Source organism: Microbacterium sp. (assembly GCF_035554235.1).
In the GTDB taxonomy this organism is placed as follows: Bacteria; Actinomycetota; Actinomycetes; order Actinomycetales; family Microbacteriaceae; genus Microbacterium.
This window is the reverse complement of record NZ_DATMIO010000018.1, coordinates 24,690-45,554: the sequence shown is the minus strand read 5'-3', so window position 1 is coordinate 45,554 and position 20,865 is coordinate 24,690. Positions and strand designations below refer to the sequence as shown.

The 20,865-nt window shown below is 67.4% G+C and carries 17 protein-coding genes; 10 read left to right on the top strand and 7 right to left on the bottom strand.

Annotated elements, in window-relative coordinates:
* Positions 1 to 12: 12 nt before the first annotated feature.
* Positions 13 to 951, bottom strand: a complete 939-nt coding sequence (locus tag VNT50_RS01085; protein ID WP_325483262.1) for a carbohydrate ABC transporter permease — start codon at positions 949 to 951, stop codon at positions 13 to 15.
* A gap of 16 nt (positions 952 to 967) precedes the next feature.
* Positions 968 to 2,311 (bottom strand): ABC transporter substrate-binding protein, encoded by a 1,344-nt coding sequence (locus VNT50_RS01080; protein WP_325483261.1) that lies wholly within the window; start codon positions 2,309 to 2,311, stop codon positions 968 to 970.
* 187 nt (positions 2,312 to 2,498) lie between these two features.
* On the opposite strand from VNT50_RS01080, the gene VNT50_RS01075 reads away from it, so the two are divergent.
* The gene (locus VNT50_RS01075) at positions 2,499 to 3,227 is read left to right on the top strand and encodes an alpha/beta fold hydrolase (RefSeq protein ID WP_325483264.1); all 729 of its coding nucleotides are present in this window, start codon (positions 2,499 to 2,501) and stop codon (positions 3,225 to 3,227) included.
* On the opposite strand, the gene VNT50_RS01070 is transcribed toward VNT50_RS01075, so the two are convergent.
* The 3 genes from VNT50_RS01070 to rraA form a co-directional block, all read right to left on the bottom strand.
* On the bottom strand, positions 3,224 to 4,252 hold the full coding sequence (locus tag VNT50_RS01070) for a LacI family DNA-binding transcriptional regulator (RefSeq protein WP_325483260.1): 1,029 nt from the start codon (positions 4,250 to 4,252) through the stop codon (positions 3,224 to 3,226). The genes VNT50_RS01075 and VNT50_RS01070 overlap by 4 nt on opposite strands.
* Positions 4,253 to 4,610: 358 nt before the next feature.
* Positions 4,611 to 5,408 (bottom strand): FadR/GntR family transcriptional regulator, encoded by a 798-nt coding sequence (locus VNT50_RS01065; RefSeq protein WP_325483259.1) that lies wholly within the window; start codon positions 5,406 to 5,408, stop codon positions 4,611 to 4,613.
* Entirely contained in the window at positions 5,398 to 5,865 is a 468-nt protein-coding gene (gene rraA, locus VNT50_RS01060; RefSeq protein WP_325483258.1) for a ribonuclease E activity regulator RraA, read from the bottom strand. The genes VNT50_RS01065 and rraA overlap by 11 nt, the downstream gene beginning before the upstream one ends.
* Positions 5,866 to 6,025: 160 nt before the next feature.
* On the opposite strand from rraA, the gene VNT50_RS01055 reads away from it, so the two are divergent.
* Genes VNT50_RS01055 through VNT50_RS01040 form a run of 4 tightly spaced genes read left to right on the top strand, consistent with a single transcriptional unit; the run spans position 6,026 to position 11,786 of the window.
* Positions 6,026 to 7,096, top strand: a complete 1,071-nt coding sequence (locus tag VNT50_RS01055; RefSeq protein ID WP_325483257.1) for a serine hydrolase domain-containing protein — start codon at positions 6,026 to 6,028, stop codon at positions 7,094 to 7,096.
* A gap of 2 nt (positions 7,097 to 7,098) precedes the next feature.
* Entirely contained in the window at positions 7,099 to 8,475 is a 1,377-nt protein-coding gene (locus VNT50_RS01050) for an NAD(P)/FAD-dependent oxidoreductase (RefSeq protein WP_325483256.1), read from the top strand.
* A gap of 13 nt (positions 8,476 to 8,488) precedes the next feature.
* Positions 8,489 to 8,836 (top strand): cupin domain-containing protein, encoded by a 348-nt coding sequence (locus tag VNT50_RS01045; protein ID WP_325483255.1) that lies wholly within the window; start codon positions 8,489 to 8,491, stop codon positions 8,834 to 8,836.
* Positions 8,837 to 8,879: 43 nt separating this feature from the next.
* Complete coding sequence (locus VNT50_RS01040; RefSeq protein ID WP_325483254.1) at positions 8,880 to 11,786, top strand: aminotransferase; 2,907 nt, start codon at positions 8,880 to 8,882, stop codon at positions 11,784 to 11,786.
* A gap of 1 nt (position 11,787) precedes the next feature.
* Here the strand turns inward: VNT50_RS01040 and VNT50_RS01035 are convergent, their stop codons facing one another.
* Positions 11,788 to 13,152 (bottom strand): MFS transporter, encoded by a 1,365-nt coding sequence (locus VNT50_RS01035; RefSeq protein WP_325483263.1) that lies wholly within the window; start codon positions 13,150 to 13,152, stop codon positions 11,788 to 11,790.
* 38 nt (positions 13,153 to 13,190) lie between these two features.
* On the bottom strand, positions 13,191 to 13,862 hold the full coding sequence (locus tag VNT50_RS01030; RefSeq protein ID WP_325483253.1) for a TetR/AcrR family transcriptional regulator: 672 nt from the start codon (positions 13,860 to 13,862) through the stop codon (positions 13,191 to 13,193).
* Between the two features lie 260 nt (positions 13,863 to 14,122).
* Here VNT50_RS01030 and VNT50_RS01025 point away from each other — a divergent pair, with 260 nt between their 5' ends.
* Genes VNT50_RS01025 through VNT50_RS01005 form a run of 5 tightly spaced genes read left to right on the top strand, consistent with a single transcriptional unit; the run spans position 14,123 to position 20,857 of the window.
* Positions 14,123 to 15,700, top strand: a complete 1,578-nt coding sequence (locus VNT50_RS01025; protein WP_325483252.1) for an amidohydrolase — start codon at positions 14,123 to 14,125, stop codon at positions 15,698 to 15,700.
* A gap of 36 nt (positions 15,701 to 15,736) precedes the next feature.
* Positions 15,737 to 17,395, top strand: coding sequence for an ABC transporter substrate-binding protein (locus tag VNT50_RS01020; protein WP_325483251.1), 1,659 nt, complete (start codon positions 15,737 to 15,739; stop codon positions 17,393 to 17,395).
* Complete coding sequence (locus VNT50_RS01015; protein ID WP_325483250.1) at positions 17,395 to 18,354, top strand: ABC transporter permease; 960 nt, start codon at positions 17,395 to 17,397, stop codon at positions 18,352 to 18,354. Before VNT50_RS01020 ends, VNT50_RS01015 begins: the two co-directional genes overlap by 1 nt.
* Entirely contained in the window at positions 18,351 to 19,214 is an 864-nt protein-coding gene (locus tag VNT50_RS01010) for an ABC transporter permease (RefSeq protein ID WP_325483249.1), read from the top strand. Before VNT50_RS01015 ends, VNT50_RS01010 begins: the two co-directional genes overlap by 4 nt.
* Entirely contained in the window at positions 19,211 to 20,857 is a 1,647-nt protein-coding gene (locus VNT50_RS01005) for an ABC transporter ATP-binding protein (protein WP_325483248.1), read from the top strand. The genes VNT50_RS01010 and VNT50_RS01005 overlap by 4 nt, the downstream gene beginning before the upstream one ends.
* Positions 20,858 to 20,865 lie beyond the last annotated feature (8 nt).

Genomic DNA, 20,865 nt, shown 5'->3' with positions numbered 1-20,865 from the left:
GGAGATCGACGCTCATGACGTCTCCTTGCGGGTGGTGAGTTTGTAGAAGCCGAACGAGAGCAGGCCCACGACGACGGCCAGCACGACAGACAAGGCGGCGGCGTAGTTGTAGTTGTTGCTCGTGAATGCCTGGAAGTAGATGGCCATGATCGGCGTGAAGTCCTTTGTCACCGTTTCGGGCGATGCGGCTCGGAAGAGAAGCGGCTCGTTGAAGATCTGCAGCATTCCGATGATGGAGATGAGGCCGGCGAGCACGAGCGTTCCGCGGATAGCGGGAATCTTGATCGACCACGCGATCCGCAGCGCCCCGGCGCCGTCGACGCGTGCCGCCTCGAGGGTCGACCGGTCCACGCTTCGCAGCGAGCTGTAGAGGATCAGCATGTTGAAGCCGAGCACCATCCAGACGATCAGGTTGCCGATCGAGATCCACAGCAGGCTCGAGCCGAAGAAGTTGACGTCGAGCCCGAACACCTTTCCGACCGCGGTGAGCGGGCCCACTCTCGGTGAGTACAGGTACACCCAGATCAGGCTCGCGACGACGGCCGGCACCATGTACGGCACCAGGAGCGCGGTGCGCAGACCCGAACTGCGACGCTCGGAGTTCACCGAATCGAGGAGCAGCGCCGCGCCCAGGCTCAAACCGAGGGAGATCGGGATCTGGATCAGGGCGAACACCGCGACCCGCAGCATCGACGCCCAGAAACCGTCGTCCCCGAATGCCTTGATGTAATTTTCGAATCCGGCGAAGACCGTGTCGGTCCCGCCGAGGCCGAGGCCGCCCGCCGCCTCGACGCGGAAGAAGCTCTGGTAGAGCGCATAGGCGATGGGCAGCACGAAGACGAAGACGAAACCCAGAAAGAAGGGTGCGCCGAAGGCGATGCCGGCCTTCTGGTGCGAAGCCTGCCCGCGGCGGCGTTGCACCGGCGACTCTGTGGAAGGCGTTGTCGTCATCGTGCTACCCATCATGTCAATCGACGACGGCGATGTTCTGCGACTCCAGGTCGGCGGTCGTCCATTCCTGCATGTGCTCGAGCAGCTGGGCGACGGTGACTTCCTTCGTCAGCGCGCGGGCCCACCAGTCGACCATCTCTTCGGTCGCAGCGACCTGGTTCGGGCCCTCCCGCATGGAACGGCTCGTTGCCACGGCGTTCTCGACGACCTCCGGTGCCGAAGCGAGGTTGTCTCCGAGGAGAGCGCTCGGCAGGAGATCCTCGATGTACGGCGTCGGGTCGGCGACGACGGGGAAGACCGACGCGCCATCGGTGGTGTCGGCGAGAATGGCGACGGCGTCGGGGTCGGTGGCGAGCCACTCCGCGAAGTCGACGGCCGCCTCGGGGTGCTTGCTGCCGGCCGACACGCCGTAGATGTTGAAGTAGCTGGGCGAGACGAGGTCACCCGAGTCGGACTCGGCAGGATAGGGCGCGAGGGCCCAGTCGCCGACGGAGCTCGCGAAATTCGTTTCGTACACCGGGAGCTGCCAGGTGGATGTCGTGAACTGCGAGAGCTGGCCCGACGCGAAGAACTGCATGAGCGCGTCCCACTCGATGTAGGTGTGGTTCGAGACGACGTTCGCGTCGATGGCCTGCTGGATCACTTCGCCCGCTGCGAGCGACTCCGGTGACGCGAACCCGACCTTCCAGGCATCGCCCTCGGGTGACCACCACTCCGCGCCGAACTGCGTCGCGAGATCCCGGAGGTACGACGGGTCTTCACCCGGCAGGTTCATGCTCTTGACATCGCCCTGCGTCTGCATCGTCTCGGCCTGCGTGAGGAACTCGTCCCAGGTCTTCGGTGCCTCGAAACCGTACTTCGAGAAGGTCGCCATGTTGACGGCGTTGAAGGTCGGGTTGGTCGCGTACGGAACGCCCACCACGACGTCGCCGATGTGGACGAATTCGAGCGCGCTCTCCGCGAGCTTGTCATCGGCGTCGAACCACTCCGCCAGGTCGCGTGACACGCCGTCCACGAGGAACGACACCCCGTAGCCGCGGGGCGTCTCGAAGAGGTCGGGGGCGTTGCCTGCGGCCGTGGCGTTCTGCAGCGCGGTGGTCATGTCGGCGTCACCGCCCTGCTCGACGTAGGTGACCTGCGTCTCTGGATGCTTCTCGTTCCAGAGATCGACCTGGGCCTGCTGACCCTGGGTCGTGCCCCAGAAGGTGAGCGACACCTTCTCGTCGGGCGACTGTGTGTCAGTGGGACCCCCACCGGTGCAGGCCGCCAGGCTGATCGTGAGGCCGGCGACGACTGCTGTGGCGACCCACATCTTCCGAGATGCCATCTTCTCTCCTTTGATGAAGTGCTCGTATTTCATGAAGTGCTCGTTCGGTCCAGCAGTTGCAGGAAGCTGGGGCAAGCGCTATCACGCTAGATCACGTGAGAGTGTCTGTCAATACGAGCCATGCGATTGCTTATCAAGACAACGTTTGCTCTAATGAAGACTCAGCCCGCAGACGGGCGTCGAGCAAAGGGGGTTGGCGTTGCAGGATTCGAGCGCAATCGTGTTCGTCCACGGATGGGCCGGCTCCGCGGAGTCCTGGACTCCCATTCTCAGCTTGCTCCCGCCCGGTGCTCGAGCGCACAGCGCGCGGCTGCCGCACTCACCGCGATCCGCGTCGGCCTCGCCGCCCAGCATCGTCGCGGCCGCGGTCGAGGTCGCATCGTGGCTCCGGTCAACGGGGGTCCCTGCCGTCCTGGTCGGCCACTCGCTGGGGGCGCAGGTCACGATGCGCGTGCATGGAATGGTTCCCGAACTGGTGCGGGGAGAGATCGTCGTGGATCCCGCGTACGGCGGGAGCGCGGCGGAGCGCTCCGCCATGAAGTCCTGGGCGCACGACATCGAAGAGCGCGGACACGAGAGCGTGGACGAATTCTTCCGGAGTGCCCTCGGAGGCCTCAACGGCGCCGATCGCGAGCGGGTGGTCCGCGACCTCGCCGACACTCCGGGATGGGTGATCGCCGCCTACCTGCGGTCGGAATACCTCGACGCCGAGGCCTTCGGGCTGCTGCCCCGGTCAGCCGAAGTAGCAGGCCTTCGCACCAAGCCCGTCCTCGCACTGCACTCGACGAGCGAGGGGGTCGAGCGCGAGCGCCGCATTCCCGCCCCGCCCGGCTCTCGCATCGATCTGTGGTCGGGCCGCGGCCACTACCTGCACCTCGAAGATCCCGAACGCTTCGCCGCGCTCGTCGCCGAGTGGTGCGCTCACGTGGCGGATTTGACCTCTGACTAGCCTCTCTCCGGGGTGGACGCCCGAACGACCGGATGCCCCTTGAGCACCACCGCTCGTTCCGCGGACCGTTCATAGGAGGCCAGCTCGAAGGCATGCTCGGCCGCCTCCGTCCACGGGAGGTGCATCGTCGTCAGCGGGGGGTCGAAGTCGCGAAGCGCGGGAATGTCATCGCACCCCGCGACCGCGATTTCGGGGCCGATCCGAACGCCCTGCTCGCGCAGCCGGACACAGGCCCCGATCGCCATGGCGTCGTTGACGCAGAAGATCGCCTGGGGTCGCGGGCGGCGTCGAAGGAGTTCGCCGGCCCCGCGATATCCGCCGTCGTGGCTGAACTCCTGCCACAGGACCTGGGTGGGGGGTATCACGGTTCCCAGCGACGCCATCGTTTCGATGAAGCCGCTCGTTCGCTGCGCACTCAGCTCGCCAGGGCCCACACCGGCGAGGAGACTGACATCGGTGTAGCCGAGCGAGAAGAAGGTCTGCGCCATGACTGCGCCGGCCTGGTAGTCGTCGACGACCACCGAGTCGAACGGCGTTCCGCCGATCCCGATCATCACCACCCGGCATCCATCGCTTTCCACGTGAGCCAGCTCCTCGAGAAGCTCTCGCACACCGGGGGCATCCGGGCCCTCGGTGCCGACGACGAACACCGTGGCGGGACGCTGCCCGCGGAGCTGGCGAACAGCCTGGCCGGTGCGTTCGACGTCGCTTATGCCGCTCACGGCGGTCGTGACAACCATGTCGCGGCGTGCTGCCGCCCGGAAGATTCCCGCCAGCACCGGGTTCTGATAGTCCTCGGGCACGCTGCCCACGATGAGTCCCACCGCCCGGGATTGCCCGAGAACGAGGGCTTGGGCGCCGAGGTTCGTCGCATACCCGAGCCTGCGTGCGATCGCGCGGACGCGCTCCTGGGTCTCGATCCCCACCTTCGCCGGGCGCCCGTTGAGGGTGCGGGATGCCGTCGAGACCGATACGCCCGCCTCACGCGCGACATCCTGGAGCGTCACTGTGCGACGGGGCGGCATGGGGTTCTCCCTCGCTGGTGGACCTGGTCGGACTTACTCTATGGGCCGCCTGCCCGGCCCGGGGCGACATTCCCATCCCTTCTCAGATTGGCCGATCGGCCATCAAGAGACAACGTTTGCGTGCGAGAAGTGCTTACGCTGATTGCTATCGCGGCTCATGGGCTGAGATTCAAAGAAAAGCCTTGCTCTCTCTGGACGCCCTGTGAGATCGTATGGATCGAGCGAACGCCGGCCAGCGTCTCGCGAGAACACGAAATCGAAACCAGCGCGCGATGCCCGATCGTGCCGCTGGCGGGCGGGTCAGGATCGCGAGTCGATCCTGGCCCGCTTTGTGCGCTCCGCGCTCGCGCCCCGGCGGTCAGCCCTGAGCGGCGTTCGACTCGTTCAGCGTTTCGACGAGCCGCGCGCTGGCGCGACCCATGTGGAGCTCCATCGCCGCGCTCGCGCGGGCGCGATCGCGCGCCTTGATCGCTTCGAACACGGGGACGTGCTCCTGGAACGACGACCATGCCTGCGGCCACGTGGCGGGTTCCCCCTCGCTGAGGACGCGTGCGTGCTCCGCCTCGACGACGCGGTGAATCCAGACATGAAGAAGCGAGGAGATGTTCTTCAGCATGTTGCTCAGCACCCCGTTGCCCGAGGCATCCGCCACGGCCAAGTGGAACCGCACGTCGGCGTCGACGAACTCGTCGACGTTGGTGGCCGCGCCCATCGACTCCAGGGCGGCGGCGATCGCTTCGAGATGCTCGGGCGTGTGGCGATCGGCCGCGAGCCCGGAGGTGACGCGTTCGATGTACTGGCGGGCCTCGACGAGATCGGTCGTGCTGCGCTCTCCGAGCATCAGCCCCCACTCGATCACTCGAGGAAGGAGGTCGGAGTCGGCGCTGCGAAGATACGTGCCGCCCCCGTGGCGCCACTCGACCAGGCCCAGCAGGCCCAGTGACTTGATTCCCTCGCGCACCACCGAGCGCCCCACGCCGAAAGACTCGCTGAGCTGCCGCTCGGAGGGCAGCTTCTCGCCCGGGCCGATCTGGCCCGAGAAGATGTAGTCGAGCAGCGCGCGAGCGACCTCGGATGACGCAGGCTCCTGCTTCTGCAGATTGACTGGGCGAAGCCCTGCGATCTTGCCCGTGGCGCCGGGAACGTCAGCGCTCAACGAGTACTCCATCGTCATCGCTGTACAGGCGCGCTCCGACCCGGAAGGTGACGCCGCCGAAAGTCACGTCGACATCGACCTCACCCTCGCCCGCCTTCGTGCTCTTGCGCGGGTTGGTGCCGAGCGCCTTCACTCCGATGGGCAGGGCGTTCACGGCGGACTGGTCGCGGATGACACCGTTGATCACGATCCCCGCCCACCCGGCATCCGACGCGATCTGCGCGATCATGTCGCCCATCAGCGCCCGTTCGAGCGAGCCGCCGCCATCGACCACCAGGACCGCCCCGTCGCCGGGTGTCTGAACGGTCTGCTTCAGCAGGGCGTTGTCCTCGTAGCATCGGACGGTGCGAATGGGGCCCTCGAACGATCGATGCGCACCGAAGGAGCGCATCTGCAGCCAAAGGGACTGGAGTTCTTCACCGTGCTCGTCGTACAGGTCTGCGGTGACAATCGACATCTGGGCTCCTTCGCGTCACACACAGTCTACGCCCGTGGCCGACTGGTCGACCAGTTTGCCGGCTCTCGGCGGACGGATCGGTTCCTCCGCGGATCGCTGTCATCGCCCGCCTCCCTTCGTCTACACTGTTGTCAACATCGATGACAGAAATGAGATCCATATGCCCCCCGCAAGCTCCGATCTCCTCGCCCGCGTCGCTGCATCTCCTCCGTCTCGGCGGGGTGAGCTCTTTCCCTACCGCGAGGTGCGCGTCGGCGCCGCTGTTCGCCCGTTCGCGCGCACCGCTGTCATCGAGAGCCTGGGAGAGGTTCCGTGGCTCGACGGGCCGCTCCCCACCGCGGACTTCCTGACCGCGACGTCCACGAACGCGCTGCTCATCGTCCGGGACGGCGTGCTCACCACCGAATGGTACGCGCCGGGCGTGTCGCCGGAGCGCAAGCACAGTTCCTGGTCGGTGGCCAAATCGATCGTCTCGCTGCTCATCGGCCACGCCGTGACGGACGGACTGATCGACGTCGATGACCGACTCGTCGACATCCTGCCGGAAATGCGGACCGGCGGTCCGTTCGATGACGTGACCGTGCTGCACCTGCTGAACATGACGTCATCGATCGACGTGCCGGAGAACGTGGAAGGGGGCGACACGGAAACCGGAACGATGGGGATGTACTACGCGGACGACTCCGCGGCCTACCTCGCACGCTTTCGCACGGTCACGGCGGCTCCGGGCACGGTGGGCACGTATCGAAGCGTCGACACGGCCTACCTCGGGATGATCCTCGCCCGGGTGACGGGCCAGCCGCTCGCCGAGCTGGCCACCGCATGGTTATGGCAGCCGATCGGCGCCGAGGCGCCCGCCCGGTGGAACCTCGATCGCGTCGGGGTGGAGAAGGCCTACTGCTGCTTCAACGCCACCGCGAGGGATTTCGCCCGCCTCGGCCGACTCATGGCCGAGGACGGCATGGTCGGAGACCAGAGAATCGTCGCCGCACACTGGATGGAGCGCATTGCGGCTCCGTCACCGCTCCCCGTCGACGAGCTGCCCTATTCGACGCAGTGGTGGCACACGCAGGGAACCGAGCGCGACTTCAGCGCGCTGGGCATCCACGGGCAGTATGTCTATGTGCACCCGGCAACCCGGACCACCATCGTGAAGCTGAGCGACTACGGCACCGAACAGCACGAGCTGGAGACACTGTCGGCCCTGCAGCACCTCGCGACGGGGAGATGACCATGAACGCGATCGTCAACGGCGGTGTCTCGTGGTGGTGGGAGCGCGAAGGGGCTCCGGCGCCGCGTCCGGCGCTGCAGCAGTCTTTGGATGCCGACGTCTGCATCGTCGGCGCGGGCTTCACTGGCCTGTGGACGGCGTACTACGTCAAGAAGCAGCAACCCGATGCTCGCGTCGTCGTGCTCGAGCAGCGGTTCGCGGGCTTCGGGGCGTCCGGCCGCAATGGCGGCTGGCTGACGAACTCGGTGACGGGAGGCCGTGGCCAATACGTCAAATCCCACGGACGACAGGCGGCGATCGATCAGCAGCGTGCGATGAACGCCGCGGTCGACGAAGTCATCGACGTCGCGGCCGCAGAGGGGATCGATGCCGACATCCGAAAGGGCGGTGAGCTGAATGTGGCGCTGCTGCCCGCGCAGGCGGCGCGCCTGAAGGCGTCGCACGCCGCCGAGAGCGCCTGGCCTTGCACGGATGTGCAGCTGTGGTCGGCGGAAGAGACCGCTCGCAGCGTGAACGTCGATGGCGTGCTGGCCGGCCTCTGGCACCCCCACTGCGCAAGCGTGGATCCGGTGAAGCTGGTGAAGGGGCTCGCGGATGCCGTGCAGCGTCTCGGAGTGACGATCTTCGAGGGGACGACGGTCACCGAGATCGTCCCCGGCGAGGCACGCACCGCGGGCGGAGTGGTGCGTGCGCCGTTCGTGATCCGGGCTACCGAGGGGTTCACCGCCGATCTGAAGGGGCAGCACCGTACGCTGCTGCCGCTGAACTCCTCGATGATCGTGACCGAGCCGCTCCCCGCCGCATTCTGGGATGCCGTCGGCTGGGCCGACGGCACCACGCTGGGGGATTTCGCGCACATCTACATGTACGCGCAGCGCACGGCCGACGACCGGATCGCCTTCGGCGGTCGAGGCGTGCCCTACCGCTACGGCTCGCGAGTGGACGACGACGGAAAGACGCAGGAGCGCACGATCGGGCAGCTCAGGGCGCTGCTGGATCGGTTCTTCCCCGGCGCAGCGGGAGTCCCCCTCGCACACGCGTGGGCGGGGGTTCTCGGCGTGTCACGTGACTGGGCCGCGAGCGTGGATGTGGACCGCTCCACGGGACTGGGTTGGGCCGGCGGCTACGTGGGAACGGGCGTCACGACCACGAACCTGGCCGGCCGAACCCTCGCCGATCTCATCGCGGGCCGAGACACGGACCTGACAAGGCTTCCGTGGGTCGGGCGCCGCACCAGGAAGTGGGAGATCGAGCCTCTCCGCTGGCTAGGGGTGAGCGCCGTCTACGGCGCCTACGCTGTGGCAGACAGGCGAGAGGCCGGGGGACAGCCGAACACGGCAGCCGCCGCCAAGCTCGCCGGACTCATAGCAGGCCGCTGAAGAAAGGCATGACATGCAGATGATCGTTTCCGAAGCCCGCGAGGTTCAGCTCGGCGAGTTCGCCCAGAAGCCGACGGCGCTCACGCCCGACCTCGTCGAAGCCAGTGTCGACTTGTGGACCGAGGGTGACGCGTCGGCCGGGTACTGGGAATGCTCCCCGGGAACCTTCACGGCCGTGCGGGACGGATACACCGAAGTGTGCGAGATCGCCTGGGGTTCTGCAACGATCCAGCCAGACGACGGCGACCCCGTCCTGATCACCGCCGGCTCCACCCTGATCATGCCCGACGGCTGGCGCGGCACGTGGACGGTGCACGAGCAGCTGCGCAAGCTGTTCGTCATCGTTCCGACATTCCGCTGACGGCAGCCCACGCGTTTCATTCCGCAACCGACGGAGGAGAGCCATGCATCCGGAATTCGCCGATACTCCCCGGCTCGCCCCGCTGACTGCCGAGTTCGCGGCCGAGCTCGCGGCACAGCGATTCGGTGTGCGCGGCGCCGTGCGCTCACTCGGGAGCAACGAGGATCAGAACTTCCTGGTCGATGTCGACGGGCAGCGCAGGCTGCTGAAGATCTCGCACGGGGGGACGACGCGCCCGCAGCTGGAGGCGCAGAACGAAGCTCTCCGCATCCTTGCCCAGAGCCCGCCCGCCGGCCTCAGCGTGCCGTCGGTGGTGGCCGGGCTGGATGGGCAGGACATCTACGCGGTGGAGGTGTGCGGTGAAACCCATCACGCTCGCATGCTCGACTTTCTGGAGGGGACTCCCGCCGGCGGACGGCGTGCGCTCGCCGCAGAGACGGCGGCCGATCTCGGACGAGTCGCCGGGACGATCGTCGCGGCGCTGGCCGGTTTCGAGCACGTCGGGCTGCACAGCGATGGCGAGTGGGATCTGCGCCAGGCATCGCGGGTCGTCGGCGCCGCCGACGAGCTGCTCGGTGACGCCGAGCGGGCGTGGCGGCAGGAACTCTTCCAGGCGGCGCAGCAACGGCTCGACTCGGTGCAGCATGCTCTCGCGGTGCAGGCCCTGCATGGCGACCTGAGCACCGACAACGTGGTGGTCGATGCCGACGGGCGCGTCATCGGGGCGATCGACTTCGGCGACCTCGCTGCGGGTTGGCGGGTGGCCGAACTCGCGGTCGCGGTCGCGTCGCTCCTCCATCACGATGGCGAGGACCTCTCACAAGCATTGACCTGCATCCGGGCCTTCGACGCGGTGTGCCCCCTCACCGACGCGGAGATCGTTGCGCTCTGGCCTCTCGTCGTGCAGCGCGCGCTCGTGCTCGTCGCCAGCGCCGAGCGCATCGAAGCCGACGATCCCGAGAACGTCTACGCGGCGGCGAGGCGCCCGCTCGAGCGGCGGATACTCGATCGGGCCGCCGCGGTCGGGGCCGTCGAGGCGGAACTGCTCATCAGGGATGCACTCGGCAGGCTGCCAGAGCTCGCGGTCGCACCGGCGGCCATCCTGGCGAACCTCGAGAACGCCGTCGAGGTCGACCTGTCGGTCTTCTCGCCGGCGCACAACTCCGGCGCATGGCTCGACGAGGGCCACTCGGAGGCCGTGCTCCGGGATGCCTGGGCGGCGCGCGGACCCGTCGTCACCCGCTACGGGGAGTATCGACTCCACCCCGATGCGGCGGGCGGGGGAGTCCCGCGCTCGTACGCCCTGGCGGTGGATGCGGTGGTGAGCGCCGGCACCCCGCTGCTCAGTCCCGCCGACGGAGTGCTCGATCGCACCGAGGACGGACGGCTCGCGCTCGAGGTCGAGGACGGCCTCACGATCATCATCGGGGGCGCCACGGCAGAGCTTTCGCTTCCGGCGCCGTGCGCGGCCGGGCAGCACATCGCGACCGCCGTGGGCGACCACGGCGGCGCACTGCTGTCGGTGCAGCTGAGTGCCGGACCCGGGCTGCGGCCGCCGCAGTTCGTGACGCCAGGACACGAATCCGCGTGGCGGCGGATCTGCCCCGACCCTGCGCCGCTGCTCGGGCGGATCGCCGCAGCGAACGAGCGCCGCAGTTCGGCCGACCTGCTCGGCAGACGCCAGGGCACCTTCGCGCCCGTGCAGGAGCACTACTACGAAGACCCGCCCCAGATCGAGCGCGGGTGGCGTCATCACCTCATCGACGTCCGCGGCCGGGGCTACCTCGACATGGTCAACAACGTCGCGATCCTCGGCCATGGAGACCCGCGCATCGCCGACGCGACGGCGGCTCAGCTGCGGATGCTGAACACGAACTCGCGCTTCCACTACGCGGCGCTGGCGACGTTCACCGAGGAACTCACGGCGCACACCCCGCCGGGCCTCGACGTCGTGTTCCTCGTCAACAGCGGCAGCGAAGCGGTGGATCTCTCGATCAGGCTCGCCAAAGCGGCGACCGGGCGGTCGGATGTCCTGGCGTTGACCGAGGCGTACCACGGATGGACGGTAGGAGCCGACGCGATCTCGACCTCCATCGGTGACAACCCGTTCGCGGTCGAAAGCCGCCCCGAGTGGGTGCATCTTCTGCCCACGCCCAACGCGTACCGAGGAGAACACCGCGGCCGGGACGCCGGTCGCTATCTCGGAGACGCGCTGGCGAAGCTGGATCAGCTCGACGCTCGTGGGGTCAGCCTCGCCGGGGTGATCAGCGAGCCGGTGTTCGGCAACGGCGGCGGCGTGCTCCTGCCGGACGGCTACCTCGCGGGCCTCTGGGAGGCCGTCCGTGCGCGAGGCGGGGTGTGCGTCTCGGACGAAGTGCAAGTCGGCTACGGTCGTCTCGGGCACCACTTCTGGGGCTTTCAGCAGCAGGGTGTCGTCCCTGACGTCATCGCCGTCGCGAAGGCGATGGGGAACGGCCATCCCCTGGGAGCGGTGATCACCACCTCTGCCATCGCCGAAGCGTTCGCGTCCGAGGGCTCGTTCTTCTCGTCGGCCGGGGGCAGCCCGGTCAGCTGCGTAGTGGGGACGACCGTGCTGCGTGTGCTCGCCGACGACGACCTGCAGGCGAACGCTCGGGAGACGGGCGACTACCTGACCGCTCGCATTCGCGAGCTGTGCGCGAAACATCCGAAACTGGGTACCGTTCACGGGATGGGCCTCTATCTCGGGATCGAGATCATCGGCAAGGATGTCGATGACCCCGACGGTACCGCCGCGTTCGAGATCTGCCGCGATCTCCTCGACGAGGGGATCATCGTGCAGCCGACCGGTGACCACAAGAATGTGCTGAAGATCAAGCCGCCGCTGACCCTCGACCGCGGTGCGGTCGACCGGTTCATCGCCGCCCTCGATCGGGTGATGATCTGGCGCGCCGCTCACGAACTCCTGTGAGTCACATCTCGGCGATGGGCCGAGTGCGCGGCAGCGAGAACGCGGCCCCGAGAGAGAGCAGCCCGACGAAGCTGAGTGACCCGAACGCCGCGGGATAGGCGAACTCGGGACCGAGGGCATACGCCACGGCCCACACCGCTGCGGTGACCTGGGCGCCGACCGCGCCGCCGATGTTCCGGGCGGTGAGGTTGACCCCCGTCGCGACGCCCGTGCTGCGCTGCGGCACGTGCCACACCACGATGTTGGGCACGACGGCGAACAGCGCACCGACCCCCACCCCGCTGAGCACCGCCGGCACCAGCACATTCCAGTCGTGTCCGTGGAAGGCGACGAGCAGTCCCGCCGCCGCCGTGAGGCCGGCCGACGCGACGAGCATGCTGCGACGACCACCGACGACGCGGGTGAGCCACCCCGCGGCGAGCCCGGTCAGGAAGAGCACGATCGTCTGCGGCGACTGGAGCAGGCTCGCCACCCCGATGCTCTTTCCCAGGCCGCCGTCCGATACGGCGGCCTGGAGAAACTGAGGCAGCAGCGTCAGGCTCGCGAACAGGTACCATCCCCCCAGGAAGGCGAGCACGTTCACCGCGACCAGCGCGGGTCGGGTGAGCAGATCAACGTCGATGAGCGGCGACGTCGACCGCCGCTCAGTACCCACCCACGCGCCGGTGAACACGAGGCAGGCCACCGAAACCACCAGCGTCGCCCACGACCAGCCCCACCTCGGCAGTTCTGTCACCACGACCAGAAAGGTGGTCAGCGCGCCCGACAAGAGCGCGGCAGACCACCAGCTCACCCGCCCGGACGGGTCGATGCTCGACGTGCTGGGTATCACCGCGAACGCGAGCGCCGTCGCCACCGCTGCGAGGGCGACAGGAAGCGCCAGCACGGCGCGATAGCCGAGAGCCGCCTCGAGTGGTGCGACCACCACTATGCCGATGCCGGCGCCCAGGGCGACGATCGACGATGTCAACCCGATCGCACCGGCGATGCGCTCAGCGGGGAACTGATCGCGGATGATGCCGAACGCGAGCGGAAAGATGCAGCCCCCGAGGCCCTGCACGAAGCGCGCAACCAGCAGCCATCCGAAGTCGGGAGCGAGCACCGCCAGCACACCGCCGGCGGTGAGAACGATCAGGACCAGTCGCAGGACGCGTGGCCGCCCATACAGGTCGCCGAGCCTGCCCCCGACGGGTGTGGCGACCGCGGCGCTGATCAGGTAGGCGGTGATCAGCCACGACGCCTCACGGTGGTCGATTCCGAAGTGAGCACCGAGAGACGGCAACAGGGGTGCCAGGAGCGACGGGAGAATCGAGTACGACATCGCGGCAACCGCGAGGGCGCAGTAGGTGACTCGATAACCGTTGATGTCAACGATGATGACATCAAATGCGCGCCGCTACAAGATCACGGAGTCCGGGCACTCGCGAGAGAGCGGACCCCGGCCCAGTAGATGGCGAGGAAACCCTCTGCGACCTTCTCATCGGTCATCGACAGGTGCAGATCGATGGCGCTCATGGTGTGGGGGAAATCCTCCGGCTCGAGCTGGTACAGGGCCGCACGCGCCATGGCGAATTCACGAGCCCGCTCCTCGGCGGACCGCTGCTGCTCTACGGCCTTGGAGGCGGAGAGAGCGATCATCACGTCGGCGAACACGCGGTAGTGAAGAACGACGTCTTCACTGGGCACGCCCATCTCCAGAAGCGCCGCCACGATGCGCTCCCACGCGGTGCTCCCGTTGACCAGAGTGAAGTTGCGTGGTCCGAGCTCGGATGCCACGAAGGGGTACCGGCCGAATGTCCTGATGAAGGCGCGGAACATCTCCTCGAGGCGTTTCTGCGGCGAGGCCGATGGCGGAAGGGACTCGAGGATCACGCCGATGATACGGTCGGCGACCGCGAGCAGAAGGTCGTCCTTATCCTCGAAGTGGCGCCAGATGGCGGACCGGTCTACCCCCAGGGCGTCACCCAGCGACCGGCCGGTAAGCGCCTGACCGGGCTGGTCGTCGGTCTTCTCGGCGATCTCCAGCGCACGATCGAGGATCACTGTTCGGGAGAGGCGCGGACTCGTTCTCGGCATCGGGCCAGCCTATCCAACGGGTTGACGCGAATGTCCCCTCTAGCTGTCAACACTGATGTCAGCTATGTTTACTTTTGTTTCAACGCCGTAAACCATTGGTCAGATCACCGTCGTCCTGCCCTGCGCGTTTGTACGCTGTTCGGCATTCGACCAGTTCTTTCTTAGGAGCCTGAATGCCGATCTTCGTCGGAGGAAGCACATACCTGCCGGGCCGGGGGCCCGTCGACGGGGTGGGTGTAGCCGTTCACGGGGAACGGATCGTGGCGGTCGCACCCGACGCGGAGATTCGCGATCTCGGATCGCCCGACGGGCGGGTGGTCGACCTCGCGGGCGGCCTCGTGTCGGCCTCCTTCGTCGATTCGCATCTCCATCCGATCATGGGCGGTTTCGAACTGGGTCAGTGCAACCTCGTCGGTGCGGCCGACGCGGAGGAGTGCAAAGCGCTGATTCGCGCCTACGTGGACGCGCACCCCGACGACGAGTGGATCGTCGGGGGAGGCTGGCAGCTCTCGTGGTTCCCCGGTGGCACGCCGACTTCCGACATCCTGGACGAGATCTGCCCCGATCGCCCGGTGTCCCTCGCAAACGCCGACCACCACGGATCGTGGGTCAACTCGCGCGCGCTCGCCCTCGCAGGCATCACCGCCGAGACTCCCGACCCCGTGGACGGGCGCATCGAGCGGAGCGCGGACGGTGCTCCCTCGGGCACGCTCCACGAGGGAGCGGCCTACCTGGTCGACCGCGTCAGGCCCGCCGTGTCACCCGATGAGCTCTATGCCGCGCTGCTTCGCGCGCAGGAGCATTGCCTCGCGCTGGGCATCACGGGCTGGCAGGACGCTGCGGTGCAGGTGCGCGACGGGGTGGATCACCTGGATGTCTATCGCCGGGCGCTGCGCGACGGCTCCCTCAAAGCGCGGGTCACGGCCGCTCTCTGGTACGACCGGCAGGAGAGCGAAGACCAGGTCGCTGCGCTGCTCGAGCGTCGCGCCTCCGTCGATGAGGACCCGGCCCGCTTCGATGCCGACTCCGTGAAGATCATGGTTGACGGCATCGCCGAGAACTTCACAGCGGCGATGACCCAGCCGTACCGCGACGCGTGCGGTCACGAAACGACGAATGCCGGGCTGAGCTTCGTGGACGTCGAGGTGCTTGGGCGGGTCGTCGCCGCGCTTGACGCCGCGGGAACGCAGGTGCACTTCCACGCGCTCGGCGACCGCGCCGTCGTCGAGGCCCTCGACGCGGTCGCGAACGCCGCCCGGCAGAACGGCACGACGGGCCGCCGTCATCATCTCGCCCATGTCCAGGTGGTGCAGAGTGCGGATGTGCGCCGGTTCGCGGAACTGGGGGCTGTTGCGAACATCCAGCCCTACTGGGCTCGCAACGAGGCCCAGATGACCGAGCTCACCCTTCCCTTCTTGCATCCCGATCTGGCTACGCGTCAGTATCCCTTCGCGGAGTTCGCGGCCGCGGGGGTTCGGCTCGCCGGTGGCAGCGACTGGCCGGTCTCGAGTGCCGATCCGCTCGCGGGAATGCAGGTGGCCGTGACCCGAGTCGCCGAGGTGGCCGACGAGGCGAAGGAGCCGTTCCTGCCCGAACAGGCCCTGACCCTCGTCCAAGCGTGGGACGCGTACACGGTCGGAAGCAGCTTCGTCAACCGACGCGAGAACCTGACCGGTGCCATCGCGGAAGGGATGCTGGCCGACCTCGTCGTGCTTGCAGTGAATCCCTTCACGGTCGAGCCCCGAGAGATCGCCGACTGTCGCGTCGCATCCACCTGGATCGGCGGAGAACCCGTCTACGAAGCCGACCTCGCGTACGCGCGACCGACCGCATCCTGATTCGCTTCCGCTCTACCCGAAACCCGAGGAGTCACCATGTCTCAGCACCATTCCCGACGCAGCCGCACGCGCCGCTCCGCCCTTGCCTCGACCGGCATAGCGCTCTCCGCCGCGTTCGTCCTGACCTCATGCGCGGGTGCGCCCGACTCCGGGGAGTCGGTCGCGCCCGCTGAGTTCGAGATCACGGCGGACAGCCCTGACCCGACCGGCCCCATCGACTCCTTCACGTGGTCGCTGCCCAACGAGCCGGGATCGCTCGACTTCGCGTACACGAACGACTACGCCCCGAGCACGGTGCTGGCGAACGTGTGCGATTCGCTCTTCCGCTGGGACAACGACCTCTCGGTCTCGCCCGGCCTCGCCGAGTCGTACACCCAGGTCGATGACACGACCTACGTGTATAAGCTTCGTCCCGATGTGAAGTTCCACGACGGGACGGTCATGACCTCGGCCGATGTCGTGGCCTCCTTCACTCGCCATCAGGATCCCGCGGTCGGCTCGTACTGGGTCTCGGAGTTCCTCGATGCGCAGATCCAAGCCACGGGGCCGCTGGAGGTGACCATCACCCTTCCCAGGCCCAACGCCCTCTTCAACAGCTGGCTCGCGACGACCGCCGGAGTCGTGGAGTCCGCTCAGACTCTCGCCACGGCGGACGAGACCTACGGCACTCCATCGGGCGGTGTGAACTGCACCGGGCCGTTCACGCTCGGCTCGTGGACGAGCGGCAAGTCCATCACCCTGGAGAAGTTCGATGACTACTGGGATCCCGAGCTCACCGCGCAGGCCGGCGAGGTGGAGTTCGTCTTCCTTCCCGACTGGACTGCCCGCATGAACGCGATGACCGCGGGCGAGGTCGACGGCGGCTTCGGAATCGCCCCGAGTGCGTTGAGCCAGCTGTCCGACTCCGACCACGGCGACGTGTACTTCGGATTGAACACGACGACCGACAGCGTGATCGTCACCGACATGGAGGGGCCTCTCGGAGACACGCGCGTGCGCCAGGCGCTCCTGACCGCGCTCGACCGCCAGGGCATGGTCGATTCGATCTACCGGGGCTACGCCAAGACCGCCGACACGCTCATTCCCGACAGCACGTGGGTCGGATACGACGTTGATGCGATCGAAGCCGCCCTGCCGGACGGCTATGACTACGACCCTGAGGCGGCCAAGAAGCTGGTCGAGGGCATCGACCTGTCCGGGGAGAGCATCGTCATCGCTTCCTATGCGGGGTTCGAGCCGTTCGAGATCCTCGCACAGGCTCTCGTGCAGGCCGCCGAGACGATCGGCCTGGACGCGACCATCAACTCGGTCGCGGGCGATGAGTACGGCGCGTACTTCGGCGAGCCCGAGAACCGCAAGGACATCGACCTGCTGCCCACGTTGTGGTACATCTCGTCTGGAGACGGTGCGCAGTTCATGTCCACCCTGCTCCCGGACGGTTTCTCCAACTACGGCAACTGGAAGAACGACGAGTACGTCGATCTGTACAACCAGATGAGCGCGCAGGCGACACCGGAGGACCGGCAGGACACCGTCGCCAAGATGAACGCCCTCCTTGCGACCGAGATTCCGTGGCTGCCGCTGGAGACCCAGCCGAGCACCATGTTCATCAGTGATCGGATCACCGGTCCCTCGCCCGCCATCAACTACCTCTACTACCCGTGGGCGGCAGCGGTCGGGGCCGCAGGGTCCTGATGGGCGTCACCTCGTCCGTGCTCCGGCAAGTCGGGAATGTCCTGATCACGCTCCTCGTGGTCTCGGCACTCGTCTTCCTGGCGCTGCAGCTGGTTCCCGGCGATCCCCTGGACATTCTCATCCAGGGGAGGGGGAACCGCGACCCCGCCGCCGTCGCGGCGGTCACCGAGAAGTACGGACTGGATCAACCGCTGTGGGTGCAGTTCTGGAACTGGCTCACGAATGTCGTGACCGGTGACTTCGGCTACTCGTACCGCTTCCGCAGTCCCGTCTCGGAACTGATCGTTTCGCGGCTGCCCACGACGATCGGCTTGGTGGCGTACTCGATGGCCCTCATCGCGATCGTCGGAGTGGCCGTGGGCGTGTATTCGGCAGTCAAGGCAGGCAGGACCATCGATCGCGCACTGGTGATCGTGGTCACTGCGGTGGCGGCGGTGCCGGCGTTCGTGGCGGGTGTCGTCCTGATCTCCGCCTTCAGCGTCGGTCTCGGCTGGTTCCCGACATTCGGCATGGGTTCAGGCTTTTTCGACGCGGTGTGGCATCTGACCCTCCCCGCGATCGCCCTCGCAATCGGCGCGATCGCGCTCGTCGCGCGGGTGGTCAGGGTGGCGATGATCGAGCAGCTCGGCAAGGAGCACGTCGAGGTCGCTCTGAGCCGGGGCGTGCCGTTTCGGACCGTGGTGGGGCGGCATGCCTTCCGCAATTCCCTCGGCCCCATCACGACCATCCTCGGCACCCTCCTGGCAGCCCTCTTCGTCGGCAGTTCGGTCGTGGAGCAGCTCTTCGGGCTCAACGGAGTGGGATCGCTTCTCGTGCAGGCCATCAATGGATCGGACTTCCCCGTCGTGCAGGCCATCGTGCTCATCGTGGTCGTCGCGTTCGTCGTCACCAACGCGATCGTCGACTCTCTGCAGCCGCTGATCGATCCGAGGTCCGCAGCCGGAAGGAGCGCCCGATGAGCGCCGCCACGATGCTCAGCAGCCCACCGGTGGCCCGCACTTTCAAGGTCGGGACGGGCAATCTGTTCTTCGGGCTGAGCGTGGGCTTCATCGCTCTCGTGGCGGCGGCCGCGCTGCTGGCCCCGGTGCTGCCCATCCAGAGCCCCACACAGCTCTCGTTCGACGCGCCCATGGCGCTGCCCTCGGCGGGGCATGTGCTCGGTACCGACGCGTCGGGGCGCGACATCCTCTCGCGGATGATCTGGGGGGCGCAGAGTGCGCTTATCGCGCCGCTCGTGATCGTCGCGATCTCCACGCTCCTGGGCACGGCGATCGGGCTGTTCGCCGGGTGGTTCGGCGGATGGGTCGATCGGGTCCTGACGCGAGTCACCGATATAGTCTTCGCGTTTCCCGGTCTGCTGATCGCCATCATCGCGGTCGCGATCTTCGGAAAGGGAGTCGTCGCCCCGGTCGTGGCGATGTGCATCGCGTACTCGCCGTACGTCGCGCGACTCGTGCGAAACGTCGTCGTGTCGGAGCGGACGAAACCCTATATCGCGGCGTACCGGGTGCAGGGCTTCTCGAGCCCGTTCGTCGCCCTGCGCGCCCTGATGCCGAACATCGCGCCGACGATCTCGGCGCAGTCCGCGATGAACTTCGCGTACGCCATGCTCGACCTGGCCGCCCTGTCGTTCCTGGGGCTCGGCATCCAGCCCCCGACCCCCGATTGGGGTGCGATGGTCAACGATGCGCGTACGGCCATGCTGGATGGGCACCCCCTTCCCGCTTTCATCCCTGCAGCCGCGATCGTTCTCACCGTCGTGGCGTTCAACATCGTGGGCGATCACCTCGCTGATCGCTTCGCGCGGAGGTCCGCATGACTGCGCTGCTGAACATCGACGATCTTCGCCTGAGCGTGGGATCGCACCCCGGAACCGAGTTGCTGCGCGGAGTCTCCCTCTCGGTGGCGAAGGGAGAGGTCGTGGGCCTCGTGGGCGAATCGGGGTCAGGAAAATCCCTGACCGCGCGCGCGGCGATCGGATTGCTCCCCGCCCGCGCCGTCACGAGCGGAACGGTCCACGTCACCGGGCTCGAGGCGCTCTCGGCCTCGACGTCGCAGTTGCGTGCCCTGCGTCGGAGCAAAGTGAGCATGGTGTTCCAGGACCCGCGCTCGGCGATCAACCCCTCGCGCCGCCTCGGTGACTTCCTGACCGAGTCCCTCCTGCTGGACCCGTCGTGGACTCGCGCACGGGCCGAGGAGCGAGCCCTGTCGCTGCTGCAGGAGGTCGGCCTTCCCGACCCCGCCATGCACATGCGTCAGTATCCCCACCAGCTGTCCGGGGGAATGCTTCAGCGGGTCATGATCGCGGGTGCGCTCATGTGCGAACCGCAGCTGCTGGTGTGCGATGAGCCGACATCCGCGCTCGATGTGCTCTCGCAGGCCGAAGTGGTGCGCATCCTTCGCTCCGAGCAGAGCAGCCGTGATATGGGCATGCTCTTCATCACCCACGATCTGGATCTCGCGGGGGCGGTCTGCGACCGCATCTGCGTCATGACCGGCGGCGTGATCGTGGAGAGCGGAACTCCCCGAGAGGTGTTCAGCGCTCCGGCCGCGCCGTATACGCGGACGCTTCTGGCCGCTCGCCCGTCGGCGATCGCGACACGCTCTTTCGAGGTCTCGGCATCCGCCGAAGCCGACGACACCCCCGCTCTCCGAGTCGACGGGCTGCGCAAGAGCTATCACACGAGGCAGGGCGATGTCGTGGCGGTCGAACGCATCAGCTTCGATGTGCGGCGCGGACAGACCGTGGCCCTGGTCGGCGAATCGGGATCGGGAAAGTCCACGACCGCGCGCATGCTCGTGGGGCTGGAGGAGCCCGATGACGGTGTCGTCGACTTCCCGCGGATGAGTGCTCCCGTCGCACCCGGTCGCCGCAACGCGCGGCTCGCGCGTGCGCGCCGCGCGCAGATCGTCTTCCAGGATCCGTACCACTCCCTCGACCCTCGACTCACGGTTCGTCAGGGCATCGAAAGGGTCCTGGGGCTCCACGGGCTGGCGAAAGGCGCTCAGCGCACGGAGAGGATCGACGAACTGCTCAGCCGAGTCGGCCTCGAAGAACGGCACGGCGCTGCGCAGCCGCGATCGCTCTCCGGAGGCCAGCGACAGCGGGCCGCGATCGCTTGCTCCCTCGCGGTCGATCCCGAGGTGCTCGTGCTCGATGAGGCCACCTCCGCTCTCGATGTGTCGGTGCGGGCCCAGGTCCTCGAGCTGATCGACTCCGTGCGCATCGCGACCGGATTGGCCGTCGTCTTCGTCAGCCACGACCTGAACCTCGTGAGCAGCATCGCCGACCACGCCCTCGTGATGCGATCGGGTCAGGTGGTGGAAGAGGGCGATCCCCGAACGCTGCTGGCTGCGCCGCAGCATCCGTACACTCGCGCTCTCGTCGAGGCGATCCCGCGCGCGGCGTGGGATCTCCTCACGCTTTCGACGCCTGCCGTCGAAGCGTCGCTGGCAAGCTGATCGCGGCC

Bases quoted from the DNA above. Each gene is read 5' to 3' on its own strand.
- VNT50_RS01085 (WP_325483262.1), bottom strand. From the start codon at position 951: ATGACGACAACGCCTTCCACAGAGTCGCCGGTGCAACGCCGCCGCGGG.
- VNT50_RS01080 (WP_325483261.1), bottom strand. From the start codon at position 2,311: ATGAAATACGAGCACTTCATCAAAGGAGAGAAGATGGCATCTCGGAAG.
- VNT50_RS01070 (WP_325483260.1), bottom strand. From the start codon at position 4,252: ATGCCGCCCCGTCGCACAGTGACGCTCCAGGATGTCGCGCGTGAGGCG.
- rraA (WP_325483258.1), bottom strand. From the start codon at position 5,865: ATGTCGATTGTCACCGCAGACCTGTACGACGAGCACGGTGAAGAACTC.
- VNT50_RS01055 (WP_325483257.1), top strand. From the start codon at position 6,026: ATGCCCCCCGCAAGCTCCGATCTCCTCGCCCGCGTCGCTGCATCTCCT.
- VNT50_RS01050 (WP_325483256.1), top strand. From the start codon at position 7,099: ATGAACGCGATCGTCAACGGCGGTGTCTCGTGGTGGTGGGAGCGCGAA.
- VNT50_RS01045 (WP_325483255.1), top strand. From the start codon at position 8,489: ATGCAGATGATCGTTTCCGAAGCCCGCGAGGTTCAGCTCGGCGAGTTC.
- VNT50_RS01040 (WP_325483254.1), top strand. From the start codon at position 8,880: ATGCATCCGGAATTCGCCGATACTCCCCGGCTCGCCCCGCTGACTGCC.
- VNT50_RS01030 (WP_325483253.1), bottom strand. From the start codon at position 13,862: ATGCCGAGAACGAGTCCGCGCCTCTCCCGAACAGTGATCCTCGATCGT.
- VNT50_RS01020 (WP_325483251.1), top strand. From the start codon at position 15,737: ATGTCTCAGCACCATTCCCGACGCAGCCGCACGCGCCGCTCCGCCCTT.
- VNT50_RS01015 (WP_325483250.1), top strand. From the start codon at position 17,395: ATGGGCGTCACCTCGTCCGTGCTCCGGCAAGTCGGGAATGTCCTGATC.
- VNT50_RS01010 (WP_325483249.1), top strand. From the start codon at position 18,351: ATGAGCGCCGCCACGATGCTCAGCAGCCCACCGGTGGCCCGCACTTTC.
- VNT50_RS01005 (WP_325483248.1), top strand. From the start codon at position 19,211: ATGACTGCGCTGCTGAACATCGACGATCTTCGCCTGAGCGTGGGATCG.